We start from the raw sequence: 15,280 nt of genomic DNA, 5'->3' as shown, positions 1-15,280 counted from the left end.
ACATATCTGTGTTTTCATGAAAAGTCTACCCTATGTCGTAATGACGCTGTTGTTGGCAGGAGCCTGCAAGCAAGTCTCGGATACCAATTCTAACCGTGTGGTCATAACGGGAATTGATACGACTAAAAAACCGGGGGATGACTTTTTTAGGTACGCCAACGGTATCTGGTACGATACGGCCCGCATACCGGCCAGCCAAACGGGCGTAGGTTCATATTCCTTTTTGAATTACCCCCAGCGCATTCGATTGCAGGGCATTCTGGACAGTCTTGCGGCAAGTCAGCATCCAACCGGAAGTACCGAACAAAAGGTAGGTGATTTTTATGCTTCCGGAATGGACACCGTCGCGATTAACAAACGCGGGTATGAGCCCATCAAGCCACTACTCGCCCGCATCGATGCGGTCACTGACGTTGCTTCTTTGCTGAAGCTGGTGGCTGACGAGCAGAAAGTTGGCAATAGCTCCGTCATTAGTTTTTCGGTAGGCCCCGACGACAAGCACAGTACGGTCAATATTACGCAGTTTTATCAAACCGGAATCGGGTTACCCGAACGAGACTATTATTTTAAGACTGATTCGTCGACGGTTGCCATCCAGGCTGCCTATAAAAAATACCTTACCCGCCTTTTTGAATTAATAGGCACTGATGCAACGAATGCTCAGAAAAATGCAGCCGTTGCCTATACCGTCGAAAAACAATTAGCCACCGCTCATAGAACCAACGTCGAACTTCGGGATGTAAAGGCGAATTACAATAAACTGGCCGTTGCTGTGCTGGCGAAAAAACAGCCTGCTCTACGCTGGACCACGTTGCTGAGTGACTTAGGCGTAAAAGCAGATTCTGTCAACGTAGGCCAACCGGCTTATTATAACCGGCTGAATACGCTATTAACATCAGTTTCTCTCCCGGATTGGAAAATCTATTTAAAAGCGCGTTCGCTGAGCAATTATGCGAATTTCTTAAGCCAGCCCTTTGCGGATGCCTCGTTTGCCTATACCAAAATTCTGACTGGCCAGGCTGTTAAGAAAACACGGGCTGAAGAGATGACGCAGGCCATCGACGGCTCACTGGGCGATGCCCTGGCTCAGTTATACGTCAAAAAATATTTCCCGGAAGAAGCCAAAAAGCGGATGGCTGTTCTGGTCGACAACCTTAAAAAAGCCTTTGAAACCCGCATCAATAAGCTGGATTGGATGAGCGACTCCACGAAGGCAAAAGCGAAAGAAAAACTGGCCGCCTTCAGTCAGAAAATCGGCTATCCGGATAAATGGCGGGACTATTCGAAGGTAGATGTGAAACGGGACGCTTATTTTGAAAACCGGTTATCGGCCAATAAGAATGAGTACCTCTACAATCTGGCGAAAGTAGGCCAGCCGGTCGACCGAACGGAATGGTTGACAACTCCCCCGACCGTAACGGCGTATAACAATCCTCCACTCAATGAAATCGTTTTCCCGGCCGGTATCCTGCAAGCACCCTACTTCGATGTGAATGCCGATGATGCGCTGAATTACGGCGGTATCGGCATGGTGATTGGTCACGAAATCACGCACTCGTTCGACGATCAGGGGGCTCAATATGATAAGGTTGGCAACGTGACCAACTGGTGGACCAAAGCAGACTATGCCAAATTCAAAGCGAAAACCCAGCAGGTCATCAATCAATACAATCGGTTTACCGTGCTGGATTCGGTGCCCATAAAAGGCGCTTTAACCGTAGGCGAAAACACCGCCGACTTAGCTGGTGTTGCCATTGCGTACGATGCCTTTAAATTGACCCAGCAGGGAAAAGATACTACGAAGCTGGACGGTTTTACGCCCGATCAACGATTTTTCATTTCGATAGCCAGGATATGGCGGGTAAAAACGAGGGATGAATTTTTGCGTATGTATGTAAACACCAACCCGCACTCACCAGCCAGATGGCGCGTAAACGGTCCACTGATGAACTTCACTCCCTTTTACAAAGCCTTCAACGTGCAACCGGGCGATAAAATGTTTAAGCCCGAAACGGAGAGAATAACAGTCTGGTAAGTTTGGGTATGGCAAGAGTGGTTAGAGGTCATCCACCCATTCGGACGGTATTACCGACTAATTGTCAATAAATTGCGATCCCGTAGCCAGCTCAACGCCTGCTTGATAGCATCCAGGGAGCTATAACGAGGCTCATAGCTCAATAATCGACGAGCTTTTTCAATGCTGCCATTGGGACTGTGAGCCAGGTGGTCCCAGGTTAAGTCGGCATCTCGGCTGGATACCTGTTTCCGAAATTCCTCCCAGGGAACAAACCGTAACCTGGCTGGTTGGCCAAACCAAGCTGCCATCGCTTCCGCATAGCCTCGCAGGGTTAGTGCTTTAGCCGATACAATATGAAAGCTCTCACCCACAGCCTGAGCCCGATGCGTCAGTGCCTGCATAAAGCCCAGAGCCACATCGTCGGCATGTACATGGTGTAAGGTTTCCATACCCAGGTTTGGCAAAAGAACTTCCTGTCCCTGTGCTAATTGAGTAAACACATCGGGATTGAGGTTTCCGGCCGGATTGATGGGTAGCCAGCCCGGACCAACCAGATGGCCCGGATGGAGCACCGTGGCAGGAAAACGTTGCTGATCGACCTGATGTAAGAGATAATCTTCAATGGCCGCTTTCTGAATACCATAGTCCCCAAATGGATGTCGGGGCTGAGATTCATCCGTTGGTACTTCGACACTGTGGCCATGTACCCACATGGTTCCACAATGCAGGTAGTGCTCCAGGCGGCCCTCCAGGGCGCTCACCAGTTGCCGGGCGCTCTCAAGCTGAAAACAGATGAGGTCAATAACCACCTGAGGGGCGAGTTCAGCAATGGTTTGTCCAAATATGCCCTGTTGTTCCAACTGGGTGCGATCTAAAGAGACCAGTTGGACCTGTTGCCAGGCTTCATGCGGTTGATAAGGTTCTCGCTGCTGGCGACAAACGCAAATAACCTGGTGTCCAGCTTCCACCAGGCGGGGCACCAGAAAAGTCCCCACATGGCCAGTACCACCGATAACGACTACACGCATGAAGGTTAGTTTAGGCTATTCGTTTGCAGGCTGTTCGTAACGTCCAACTCTTTTGGCGACTTCCTAACTCCTTTTGCTTTCAGCATCTGCCCGATGCCGTTTGCTATATCGATAGACGCTTCGATCTCTGCTTTGCGAATGGCGACACTTTCGATATTAAAGCCGAATGGAATGGAGCGTTCCATACAGAAGGTGGTCAGCGCGGAGGCAATGTCGAGGCATATCCTGACGGATTTTTCAAGAATATCGTCCGATTTTTTCAGTTCTTCCTTCAACTCTTCCGGTACATGAATGCCCAGCCATTCCATAAACTGGAGCGTTTTGGCCGATCCACAGGCGGTAATCGTAAAAATGACCGTCGGCGGGGTCCGATTATGTCGGCTACAACGCTGAACCAGGTCTTCGATCACCTGTTTGGCATAGTCGAGATTGAAAATGCATTGCGAGATAAAATACGACACGCCACAATCCATTTTATCCAGTATCCTGACATCCTCATCGTTCAGCAGGTTATGCCGTTCCGGGATGGTTACAGCGCCGATAACGGATGTATCCTCGTGCTTACTCCAGATTTTGTAAGCTTCTGAAAGGCTCGTTTTTACGGGAAAATCTGGTGCCGGTACACCCACAAAAACAGGATAGAAATTCTGTTGGTGTAGCTCGTCCAGCCAGTCGGAAAGCTCTTCATTGGAAAATTTACCAGCAGGACGATAGATTATTTTGGGAATTGATAAAGCGCCCAGATAGCCGGAAGCAAAAACAAGAGGATCAAGCGCGGTTAAAAAGGGGAATGGTCTCTCTTCTTTTGTACGGGCCGACTCATCCTGTACATCGTAGACTACAAGGGCATCGATATCCAGGGTAGCCAGTCGTTCTATTGTTTTTTTGGCAATCTCAGCAATGCGTTCAGCAGGTGTATCAACTTTGGGCGGAGTGATGCCGTAAAGCAACACACCTGATTCAGCAGATTTGATTTTTTCTAGAAACATAATGGTAGTAAACCTAAAGCTCCAGGTATTTTTTCGACAGAGAAACGATTTGTTTTCACTGGCGGGAGTTTTCCTGAACAAACTATACGTACAGCCCAGTGGCTCCTATGTGGGCCGATTCTACGGTTCAGCAAAGATGGTTCGCCTGAGTCCATTGGACAAGTAGATTCGGATAAATTTCAAACCTTTGAAGCATTTAGCCTTATGACAAAGGAATCGAAGTAAGTACTTACCCCAAGTTTAGGAATTTTAGTTCGTTGTCATTTCACCTGAATCACTAAATTGCTCCCCATGAATCGTCGAAATTTCCTTGCTTTAACCGCTGGCGCTTCCGCAACGGCTGGGCTTTCTTCGTTAAGCTGGGGTGAAGATCCGGCAATCCCCATTATTGATACCCATATCCACCTATTCGACACAAAACGCCCGCAGGGTGTTCCCTGGCCGATGCCTACAGATGGCATCCTGTACCAACCGGCACTTCCCGACCGGTATCGGCAGGTTGTTGTTCCCCTTGGCATTGTAGGTGCCATTGTGGTGGAAGCCAGCCCCTGGGTCGACGACAACCAGTGGGTTCTCGACCAAGCTGCGCAGGACAAGATTATCGTCGGAACAATTGGCAACCTTGAGCCGGGAAAGCCAGATTTCCGCCAACAGCTGGATCGTTTCCAACGCAATCCGCTATTTCGTGGCATCCGGTATGGTAATCTTTGGAACCGGAATTTGTCTGCTCAGCTATCGAATCCCCGATTTGTATCCGACCTTCAGGCACTGGCGCAGGCAGGATTAGTGCTGGATACAGCTAACCCTAATCCTGCTTTACTGGCAGCCATCGTTCGGTTAACGGATCAGGTGCCGACCTTACGGGTAATCATCGATCATCTTCCCCAGATGACCCCTCCCCAGGAAACCGCAGCCCGAAAAGCCTCTGAAGCCAGCTTGCAGACGTTGAGTCAGCGCCCTCAGGTCTACGTAAAAATCTCGGAAGTACTGCGCCGAGTAGACGGGACCGTTCCGCAGGAACTAAGTTTCTATCGCGACCGGCTGGATACGTTGTTCGACCTATTCGGAGAAGATCGGTTGCTGTATGGCAGCGACTGGCCGAACAGCGATCAATGGCTGCCTTTCGATGCCGGATTGAAATTGGTTAGCGACTATTTTTTGAGCAAAGGCCGAAGCGTGGCAGAAAAATACTTCTGGAAGAATTCCCTAAAAGCGTATCAGTGGGTCCGGCGCGACGCATCCCAACCTAAGTAAGGTCAACAATTCGGTATGGTGTCGCACCCTTGCCGAATAACTATTTTTCGAGCCGAGTGGATGTTATTGGATAGATAGGGCCCATCAACATGATGAATGGCAAAAGAAAACGCTGAACGTTTGCGTTTATGGGTGTAGTAAGCACTTATTCGCATTCACACATGGCCGATCAGCCCAACTGGCTTCAAAAACTAGGGAATTTACTCGTGCCTTCCAGCCAGAACCAAAGCACACCCATCGCTACGGTGACGAATAAACGCATCTTAGACGAGCTGGTGACTTCGTTTGAGGATTCCATAAGCCGGGAGTCGGTCGGATCAAGCATGCTGTTCAACGCGCACTATCTGATTATTCTGCACCCGGATACCTACGACGAACGCCAGAATGCATTTCCAGTCATCGTCGATGAAGCCATAAAGGCTTTTAAAACCATCATTGAATCGCACAAAGGGGCATACGAACGAGTGGCTCCCGTAGCCTCCAGTTGGTTCTTTAAGTTTGGGGGTGGCCGGGAGTTTAGTGGTGAAACGGTCTCTCCAACGGATGTCTATGTAGTGGGAGCACTTACGGGTATACTGCCGGGTAATGAGCAACGTCAATCATCGGACAAACTGCATGTGACGCGCCGGGTCAAGCAAACAAACCGCTATGAAAAAGTGGATGTGGACCTCAATACATTCCAGCATATCGACTTTCGCGAGCCAGGTGCTTTTGTCGTAAAATTCAAGTTTGACTCGTCGCCCTCGATCGGCGAGCGGGCTACGATGCCAGGATCAGCCACCCGAAATGCGACCAGTTTACCGCGTAGTATCGCTGCCGGACTGGCCGACATTACGTATTACATTGCCGAGTTGAACAAAGAGGATTCGTACCTGATGCGCGACCGGGAGATCGTAATAGCTAGAAAGGAGCCTGAAAATCAACACTTCCCAAACTATTTACTCCTCGAATCGGTCTATGTATCGAATCCCCACGCCCGTATTCGGTACGACGATGTAACTCATACATTTCAGCTGGCATCTTTCAGCCGAAATGAAACCCGCGTGAATGAACAGCTTATTCCGCGCAGTGAACCCGCCAGTCCACAGTGGTATACCCTGCCCGATAAAGCCCAAATTCTGCTCAATAGTATGGTTACGCTTAACTTTCAACGAACCATTTAAGATGATGGATACACTAGTTGTTATCGTGTTGCTCTTGTTCGTTGGATTCCTGGTCTTAAAACATTTTCAGGATTTACCGCGATAAATAAACAATCCTTTAGCTAACAGGATTAACAAGATGTACAGGATTTTCTTGAGCAAAATTAATCTTATAAATCCGACACGTCGGCCCGGCTGTTAATCCAGAAGCTGTTTAAACCTTTACAAATTGATCCCAAACAGGGGCGTTTTTGTCATTCCGACGCAGGAGGAATCTTCGGATGAGGAGATGTTTAGTGATTACCGAAGATTCCTCCTGCGTCGGAATGACAAAAACGCCATCAAAATAAAAGTTTAAATAGGCTCCCTGTCAAAAAGAAGTAATGAATTCATTAGTATTTACCGGCGGGACTGACATTGGCAAACGCCGAAGTGATAACCAGGATGCCTTTATTTGCTCAACGATCTGGGCCGAAACCAGTGCCTTACTCGCCGTTATCGACGGTGTAGGTGGCTATGCCGGTGGCGACCGGGCTGCGGCTATAGCCAAGGAGTCGATTGAGCAGTATATGGCCACGCCCAACGGCAACCCATTGTCGATGTTGCGCGAAGCGGTCGTCTTTGCCAATAATCAAATCTACAAGGAGCGGCAGCAGGAGCCACGATTGGGGGGCATGTGTTGTGTCCTGACCACTGCCATCGTAGATATTCAGGCGGGTAAGCTGTACTTTGTTCATGTGGGTGATACCCGATTATACCGATACCGCCAGGGCCTACTCGAAAAACTCACCTTCGACCACTCGCTGGTTGGGATTCGGGAAGATGCCAATGAACTGACCGAAGCCGAAGCCATGCAACACCCCCGCCGGAACGAAATTCTGCGGGATGTTGGCTCAGTAGTACACCGGGTCGATGATCCTGATTTTCTGGACTCGGGCGAAACTGACTTTCTATCCGGCGATCAGTTACTGCTCTGTAGTGACGGACTTACGGACATGATCAACCAGGCACAAATCAAGGCGATTCTGGACCAGAAGACCTCCCTTGATGAAAAGTTGTCTGAATTGATTCGGTTTGCCAATCAGCAGGGAGGCAAGGACAACATTACTGTCGTTCTGGCCCAAAATAATGTGCAAACTACTGAGACTCCGACGAGTTCAGTCGACGTGGTCCAGACCCTTAAACCGAAATCACAACCTGTAGTTGTTCCATCTGTCGGTGACAAGGCAGCTCCTGTAGAGCCAAAGCCAGCCAGGAAATCGTCAACGGGGTTATTTATTCTGTTTGGTCTGATCGCACTAGGGCTAATTGCAGGAATTATATGGTATCAATACCAGCCATCCAGCCAAGCTGAAACAACAGCAGTCGATAGCCTGTCAACGACCAGTAGTCAGCCGAATGCGACATCATTGGTTACGAATTCTGATATGCGATTCGACTCATTGCTACAAACCGCCTATCGCAGCAAAGACCACCAGCTGGTTCTACCCGCCGATACATTCCGGCTTACGAAACCGCTTCAGATTATCGACTCATTACAAGGTATCCTGGGTAGCAGCCGACCAACTGTTCTGATGCCCGCCGATTCGGTGCAAATACCGGTCGCCTTACAGATTAGTCGAAAGGGCGTTGTTCAACTGGAAAATATTGTGATCCGTGGGTTTAAGACAGGCATCGAAACAACCCACGATGCAAAAATACAGCTTACAAATGTGTCTTTTCAGAACGTGGGTTTGCCTATCAGCGCGGCTATTCGGCAGGATACCTTCCGCAAAGCCGTTATCAGTATGTCGGTGCAAAATGGTCCTGATTCAACTAAAACACGACGGCATTAATGTCCACGATTCGATTTGATACGCGGTTTCCGGGTTATGAAGTGCTGAGCGAATTAGGACGGAGCAACGCCCGTATCCTGAAAGCACGTCACCTGGCAACGGGCGAGCTGGTGGCGATTAAGCACTTTGCGCTCAATACCGACGCCGAAACGCTCCGTCGGTTTGAGCGGGAGTCGGCTATTATGGCCAGCATCGCCCATCCCAATATCGTAAAGGTCAGGGAGGTTCGTCTGGAAGCCGAGCTGCCTTATCTGGTCATGGAACTGATTGAAGGGGGAAGTCTGGATCAGCTCATTGCCAGTCAGGGTTCGCTGGATGTACCAACGATCAGTCGGTTAGGTCTTCAAATGGCCAGTGCGTTTAAAGCAATTCACCCCCAGGGAATTGTGCACCGCGATATTAAGCCTGAGAACATTCTGTACCGTTCACTGCCTAGTGGTGAATTGCATTTTCTGCTGACCGATTTCGGGGTAGCCCGCCTGCACGAACAATCGAATACACTGACGGGGCAGTCGCTGATGACTTACGAATATGCATCGCCTGAGCAGTTTAACGATCCTCGGAATGTTGGTGTTGCCACAGACTATTACTCCCTGGGTGTGGTCCTGTATGAGTGCCTGCACGGAAGCGTTCCGTTTGCCCTGGATGATCACACAGGCATTGTGACGTTTATGAATAAAGTGCTGACGGAAGCACCACCCGCCCTGACAATTTCGTCAAGTGATCAGACCCTTAGCCCATTTACAGATTTACTGAAGGGACTATTACAAAAGAAAGCTGTAGACCGACTAAGCGATCCAGACGAATTGACGTGGTTCATCAAACAGGCCGAACTGGCTTATTTACAGTCGAATCGTCCCCAGCAGACCCGACATTTACCAGTAGAATCGGTTAAGTCTGCGTCAATCAGTGAACCAGAAACGAATACGCCTGAACTTGTAACACCTGCCAAGGCTGCCTCGACCGAAACAAGGTCTGTGCAAAGCCCCCCCCGTCGTAAACCAACGACTAGTGGACTCAAATGGGCCGCACTGGCGCTGACCATTTTGATAGGTATCATTGGCCTGTACGTTGGCATCCTCAAACCCAAAGCCAGTACCCGTACTACGCTTGCCGATACGCCAACAGTCGCCCAAAGGGATTCGATAGAAGAGGCTAATTCTAGTGGTGAAGAAGAGCGTCATCAGCGGGAAGCGGAAGAAGCCATACGGCGGGAGCAGCTCCGACAGGAAGCCCTGGCTGCGGCTGAGGGGTTGAAAATTAAAGTAAATGACTACCGTGTGGGCTTTTTTGGCGGGATCAAAAACGTTCAGCTTCAATTGAGTAACCCGAGTCAGGTAACGTTTTCATCAGTTGCCGTTAAGGTCAACTATTACAAGGATAACGGTGGGCTGTACAAGTCCGAAAAAGTATATTTCAAAAACGTTGGTCCCAATTCGTCGGCCATTGAAACTGCGCCCAATAGCGATCGGGGCACCAAGCTTACCTATAAAATTGTTGGGCATCAGTTTGCCCCTCCGCTAGATTCTCTAATGCGTACTACTTTATCAAATTCGCTTTCATCAGACTCGCTAAATTGATTGACCATGCCAACTGTAAGCGTCAATATACATTTTCCGGGTTACGAAATCATTGGTGAACTGGGGCGTTCGAATGCCCGTGTACTGAAGGCGCGTCATCTGGCAACGGGCGATCTGGTCGCTATCAAGCACTTTACGGTCAATACGGATGCTGACACGCTTCGTCGGTTTCGACTCGAATCGCAATTGATGACCGACATCCAACACCCAAACGTGGTGCGGGTGCGGGAAGTACAGCTAGACATGCCTATGCCATTTATTGTGATGGAATGGGTCGAGGGTGGCAACCTACGTACACTGCTGGGCGAACAGGGCTATCTGGATGTGCCTACTACCATTCAGCTAGGGCTGCAAATGGCCGAAGCCTTTAAAGTTATTCATGCTCGTGGCATTATTCACCGTGACATCAAACCCGAAAACATTCTTTTCCGCCCCTTGCCTAGTGGTGAAATTCGTTTTCTGCTGACCGACTTTGGCGTTGCCCGCCTGCGGGAACAGTCGCAAACAATGACGGGCCAGTCGTTGATGACCTACGAATACGCATCGCCGGAGCAATTCGATAATCCACGGGGCGTTGATGAAGCCACGGATTACTATTCATTGGGTGTCGTCTTGTATGAATGTCTGTCGGGCAGGGTACCGTTTTCGATGACGGATAGCACCGGCATCGCACGATTTATGGGCGACGTACTGCGGACACCGCCCCCCGAGTTGCGGCTTCCATCCGGGCAAAACGTCCCCCCTAGTCTGGACACGATCCTGGAGTGGATACTAGCCAAAAAACCGGTCGAACGGCTTCGTGACGTACGTGAACTCGTGTTTCTGCTGGGGCAAGCCCAGGTTGAACAAGTACAGGGTAGTCGATCCGTCGATCGTCGGACGGCTGTTGCATCACGGACAATGGCAGCCCCGCTACAGCCACCCCAGCCACTGACTCCAACCGAACCAATCGATGATATTGAGTCCTACAGGCGCTCCCAAAGCTGGATCAAGGGGCTGATTTTCTTTATAGTCACCTTACTGATCGGTTTGGCGGTGCTGTATAAAAACCATCTGGATGAAGCCAAACGAAAGATTCAAACCGTAACAGCCGATTCAACGCAAACCGTAACTGACTCAATAGCCACCGAACCGATATGGGACGATACGACCACCACTTCATCAGAGCAGCCAATGGAAACCCTACCGGATTCGACCGTAACCGAAAGCCCTCCGGAAGCCGTACCTGAACCGCCTGTCACACCACCTGATTCGTCGAACGTAGTCGCAGATTCAACCAGGACGTTTTAACTAACGTGAATTATGGCTAATTGATTTTTGCCATCCCGTTCAGGATAACAAAAACGACTGCAACTCACTATTAATCAACTATTTAATTTATAGTTCTCCAGGATTTTGTTATACTATATGAATAAATCCTCTGGGCGTTCTTATTTGCTGGGTGCATCGGTTATTCTGCTCTTGCTATTTGGGCGGTTGTATATGAACCTGCTCCCGGCACTGAGCCAGGCAAAAAAAGCGCTTTCGAGCGGTCAGGCATTAACGCTTGAGCTTAGGCTGAAGTCATCGTCGGTTCAGCGTCTCTTCAATCTGGGCAATTACTACAGCGACCCGAAAGACCGAGCCTTCGTTGCCGATTCGCTGGTTGCCAAACTCCGACAAAGCGGTTCACCCGAAAATCTGGGCGCCTTGAATAAACGGCAATTTTCGGTGGTGGCTCCGGTCGCGTGGCGGAGTCGATTAGGGGGTACCGATTTTCAGAGCCGGTTGCAGGTTTCCCGCCAGCAAATGGGCTTCGACTCGATTCTCTACGTCCATGAACTGGCTAGTCCCAAATCCTATCCAGCTACTGTTAGCGCCGGAAATGGAACCGCGTCAATAGCGGGCCGGGTTACACATGATGAACAGCCAATGACCGATGTACTGGTTCAGCTAAAGCGCCATCCCGCTACGGCTCAACCCGATACCCTTCCGGATCGGTTTACCTACGCCCGAACGGATGCCGAGGGTCGGTTTTCCTTTACGGGTTTGGCCGAGGGCTCGGGGTATAGCGTGGTGCCCCTAAAACCTGGTTTTGAGTTTGGAAGTCGGAGGGGAACGAGTCATCTGACCAGTGATCAGAACTATACCTTTACCGCCCGTCGGCATCAACTACGTCTGATTGGCTCCACGGTTTATGGGCAACTCAAGACCGACCATGCCTTTGCCGTTCGTACGCCCACAGCCTTCACCATGCAGTTCTGGATGATTGTGGCCCTGTTCATGCTGGCATTTTGGATCGTACAGGCCTTTTGGGACCTCCGTCGTTTTCAACCCGATCCGCTGTTATTACCCATTCTGATGCTGCTAACGGGTATATCCGTGCTGACCCTCCTGGCTATTCAGGACCCTTTGCAGGACATGCTGTATGCCTGGCAAACCTTGCAGGGGATTGCGATTGGCTTGCTCGGCATGACCATTTTTTCACAGCTGGCTATTGGCCGTTTTTACGCAGATTGGCGGTACGACTGGCTGTTTACCTTCCGGAATCGGGCTTCGGTACAGCTCTCGGGCTGGACGTGGCTGGTCCTGGCGGTTGGTCTGGCAACATTAACCTTACTCGCTGGTTCAGGACCAGAAGGCAGTGGTGTCCGGGTAAATCTGTCGCTACTGGGGTTAACGTTTCAGCCCAGCGAAATGACGAAATATCTGTTGCTGATCTTTTTTGCGGGTTTCTTTGCCGCCAATGAGCAACAGATTCGTCAACTGCCCGATCTACGCTGGCGGTTCAGGGTAAGCCTGGGCGCACTGGCCGGAGCAGGATTACTGATGTTGCTCTATCTCTTGCTGGGCGACATGGGACCCGCCCTGGTGGTTTGCTTTACGTTCCTCCTGTTTTACAGCATCGCCCGTGGAAACTTGCCTCTGACTCTGGCGACTGGACTTGGCTATGGCCTGGCACTCTGGTTGTTGCCCGGCTGGATGGCTACCTTACTCAGTTTTGTTGTGTTAGTCGGGTATATGTACTGGCGGGGTGAAGCCCGATCACAAACAGGGATTGGCTGGGCGGCTTTACTGACCGAAGCGCCGATATTGCTCTTACTCGTGATGGCGATGTTTGCCTTCGGCGACCGGCTACCCTTTGTAGGAAACCGTCTGGCCGACCGGAAAGCCATGTGGCTCAACCCCTGGAATAACGATGTGTATGGGGGCGACCATCTGGCTCACGGTTTCTGGGCGTTGGCAGCGGGCGGCTGGACAGGACAGGGCTTAGGAAAAGGGTTTGCCAATGCCATACCAGCCGCTCATACCGATATGATACTACCTAGTTTGGGTGAGGAACTTGGAGGATTGGGCGTAGTGGCTGTTTTCCTGCTGATGGGTATCTTATTGCACCGGATTTTATTGCACGCCCGACGGGCCGGTCAGCCGTTTAGTTTTTTTCTGGTGGCTGGTATCGCCATTGCAACAGGCGTTCAATTTCTGATCATTGCCAGCGGCTCCATAGGGTTGCTGCCCCTGACGGGAATTAGTGTCCCCTTCCTGAGCTATGGCAAAATCTCGCTCATTATCAATCTGATGGCTATGGGTGTTGTATTCAGTGTGGCGCAGCGGCCGGGGCAACCAGAGCAACGTCAATATCTGGAAAAACATTATGACGTTGTGCTGATGGCGGGTATTGCCGGGTTTTTGTTGGGCATAGTGGTGCTGATTGGTCGCTTATTGCCGATTGTTGGCTGGCGTGGCAACGACTACATTGTGCGACCTGCCCGAGTAGTGACCCGCAACGGCGATCCAGTTTATAGTTATAATCCCCGCATTGAGCGATTGACCCGTGTACTGGCCGCTGGCACCGTCTACGATCGAAACGGCCTGGTTCTGGCAACGAGCACACCCGAACGGGTTACCCGGCAGTTGGCCCAACTCCGACAGAGCGGCCTGAAAGCCGATCAGCTGCAAACACTCACGCAAAAACGACTGCAACGGTATTATCCTTTTGGCGAACACCTGTTTTTCTGGACGGGCGATCTAAATACGCAACTCTTCTGGGGGCAAAGTAACGGCTATTATGCCGAAGCTACCCATTTTAGTGAGTTGCGTGGCTTTAACAGTCGGCCACGAAAAACGAACCTGATTGCCACCGACTACCAGGCTGATCGCTTTAGTCCCACCGTTCAACAAACACGTACGCTAACCGTTTATGATTACAGCGAGCTGGCTCCGGCGTTACGAGCAGGGATCGATAGCCGCGAAGTAGCCGAACGCAAGGGCAAAAACCGCGATATTCATCTGAGTGTCAACGCGGAATTACAAGTAGCCTTACAGCAGGCGCTGGCTCGATCGGCGTATAACAATAAGCGCCTATCGGTGGTGGTGCTGGATGCGGGTTCGGGCGATGTGCTCGCATCGGCGACACATCCATTACCCAATCTAAAAACGCCCGACGTGATGCTGTTGTCGGATCGGGATCGGCTGAAATTACCATATCTGGTGACTGAACGCGACTTGGGCATGACCTATTCAACAGCACCCGGTTCAACGGCTAAAATCCTGACAGCGATGGCTGCTTTTAACAAATTGGGCTCATCAGCCTCAGCCATTCGCTATCCGATTTCGTGCCAGGAGATCATCCGACGGGGAGTACGGGAATCGGAACCCTGCGGAGAACTAGTGGACATGCGCAAAGCGATTGTTCGGTCGAGCAACGTCTATTTTATCCGAACAGCGAACGATAATGCGCTGGATAATGAACTGGCGGATTTGTACTTAGCTACGGGGATGAATGTCGATCTGATTGGTGGTTATTCGTTTTCTGACACCCATACCGATGCCGAACGCCTTCAGATTCGGCAGCACTGGCGTGATTCGTCGTTTGTAGTACGCCGGAAGTTGTACCAGAGCACGCAATATCCAAGACGTTACCGAAGTGAGTTTTCGGGCCTGGCCTGGGGACAGGGGCAATTGACGGCAACACCCGCATCGCTGGCCCGAATGGCGGGGGCGATTGCGAACAAAGGAATCCTTCAACCCTCGCGTTATATACTCGACCGGGCAGGAAAGCCAGAGTCCACCGGGGCAGGCAAAGCCCTAGCCCGACGGTCTGATTATGCCGAGCAATTAAAAGAATTCATGATTGAACAATCCAATCCATCGGCGGGTCGTAATAAGATTAGTGTCGCGCGGGTAGCGGGTAAAACCGGCACGCCCGAACGGATCGTACAGGGTGTTCAGCAAAACGATGGCTGGTATGTTTTTTTTGCCCCGACACCCGATGGTCGGTCGAATACAGTTGTTACCGTACGGATCGAGTTGGGGGAATCATCCGCCGATGCGGTTAACTTAGCGAATACAGTAGTCGCCCCGATTTTAAAACAGCGTAATTATTTGGGCAGCTTTTAACGTAACGCGGACATCCTGTCCGCATTGGTATAAACGTTTCTGACTATGCGGACAGG

The 15,280-nt window shown here is 50.6% G+C and carries 9 protein-coding genes; 7 read left to right on the top strand and 2 right to left on the bottom strand.

Features of this window, described 5'->3' with window-relative positions; genetic code table 11:
* Window positions 1–16: 16 nt before the first annotated feature.
* Window positions 17–2,035, top strand: a complete 2,019-nt coding sequence (locus ACYVFD_RS04355) for a M13 family metallopeptidase (protein WP_461088531.1) — start codon at window positions 17–19, stop codon at window positions 2,033–2,035.
* A gap of 50 nt (window positions 2,036–2,085) precedes the next feature.
* Here ACYVFD_RS04355 and ACYVFD_RS04350 read toward each other — a convergent pair whose 3' ends face one another.
* Entirely contained in the window at window positions 2,086–3,045 is a 960-nt protein-coding gene (locus ACYVFD_RS04350) for an NAD-dependent epimerase/dehydratase family protein (protein WP_461088530.1), read from the bottom strand.
* Window positions 3,046–3,050: 5 nt separating this feature from the next.
* Window positions 3,051–4,034, bottom strand: coding sequence for a methylenetetrahydrofolate reductase (locus ACYVFD_RS04345; protein WP_461088529.1), 984 nt, complete (start codon window positions 4,032–4,034; stop codon window positions 3,051–3,053).
* Between the two features lie 291 nt (window positions 4,035–4,325).
* Here ACYVFD_RS04345 and ACYVFD_RS04340 point away from each other — a divergent pair, with 291 nt between their 5' ends.
* The 6 genes from ACYVFD_RS04340 to ACYVFD_RS04315 all read left to right on the top strand — a co-directional run bounded on the left by ACYVFD_RS04340 (window position 4,326) and on the right by ACYVFD_RS04315 (window position 15,224).
* Window positions 4,326–5,288: an amidohydrolase family protein gene (locus ACYVFD_RS04340; protein ID WP_461088528.1), complete on the top strand. Its 963-nt coding sequence runs from the start codon at window positions 4,326–4,328 to the stop codon at window positions 5,286–5,288.
* Window positions 5,289–5,416: 128 nt separating this feature from the next.
* A complete protein-coding gene (locus ACYVFD_RS04335) occupies window positions 5,417–6,451 on the top strand; it encodes an FHA domain-containing protein (RefSeq protein ID WP_461088527.1) in 1,035 nt (344 codons plus the stop codon).
* Between the two features lie 362 nt (window positions 6,452–6,813).
* Entirely contained in the window at window positions 6,814–8,265 is a 1,452-nt protein-coding gene (locus ACYVFD_RS04330; RefSeq protein WP_461088526.1) for a PP2C family protein-serine/threonine phosphatase, read from the top strand.
* Entirely contained in the window at window positions 8,265–9,845 is a 1,581-nt protein-coding gene (locus ACYVFD_RS04325) for a serine/threonine protein kinase (RefSeq protein ID WP_461088525.1), read from the top strand. The genes ACYVFD_RS04330 and ACYVFD_RS04325 overlap by 1 nt, the downstream gene beginning before the upstream one ends.
* Window positions 9,846–9,851: 6 nt before the next feature.
* Window positions 9,852–11,135 (top strand): serine/threonine-protein kinase, encoded by a 1,284-nt coding sequence (locus ACYVFD_RS04320; protein WP_461088524.1) that lies wholly within the window; start codon window positions 9,852–9,854, stop codon window positions 11,133–11,135.
* Window positions 11,136–11,252: 117 nt separating this feature from the next.
* Window positions 11,253–15,224, top strand: coding sequence for an FtsW/RodA/SpoVE family cell cycle protein (locus ACYVFD_RS04315; protein ID WP_461088523.1), 3,972 nt, complete (start codon window positions 11,253–11,255; stop codon window positions 15,222–15,224).
* The last annotated feature ends 56 nt before the right edge of the window (window positions 15,225–15,280 follow it).

It is taken from the genome of Spirosoma gilvum (assembly GCF_054776815.1).
Note: the sequence above shows the minus strand (reverse complement) of the source record. Positions and strands in the feature narration are given on the sequence as shown.

Coding starts and splice junctions, on each gene's coding strand:
- ACYVFD_RS04355 (WP_461088531.1), top strand. CDS start 17: ATGAAAAGTCTACCCTATGTCGTAATGACGCTGTTGTTGGCAGGAGCC.
- ACYVFD_RS04340 (WP_461088528.1), top strand. CDS start 4,326: ATGAATCGTCGAAATTTCCTTGCTTTAACCGCTGGCGCTTCCGCAACG.
- ACYVFD_RS04330 (WP_461088526.1), top strand. CDS start 6,814: ATGAATTCATTAGTATTTACCGGCGGGACTGACATTGGCAAACGCCGA.
- ACYVFD_RS04325 (WP_461088525.1), top strand. CDS start 8,265: ATGTCCACGATTCGATTTGATACGCGGTTTCCGGGTTATGAAGTGCTG.
- ACYVFD_RS04320 (WP_461088524.1), top strand. CDS start 9,852: ATGCCAACTGTAAGCGTCAATATACATTTTCCGGGTTACGAAATCATT.
- ACYVFD_RS04350 (WP_461088530.1), bottom strand. CDS start 3,045: ATGCGTGTAGTCGTTATCGGTGGTACTGGCCATGTGGGGACTTTTCTG.
- ACYVFD_RS04345 (WP_461088529.1), bottom strand. CDS start 4,034: ATGTTTCTAGAAAAAATCAAATCTGCTGAATCAGGTGTGTTGCTTTAC.
- ACYVFD_RS04335 (WP_461088527.1), top strand. CDS start 5,417: ATGGGTGTAGTAAGCACTTATTCGCATTCACACATGGCCGATCAGCCC.
- ACYVFD_RS04315 (WP_461088523.1), top strand. CDS start 11,253: ATGAATAAATCCTCTGGGCGTTCTTATTTGCTGGGTGCATCGGTTATT.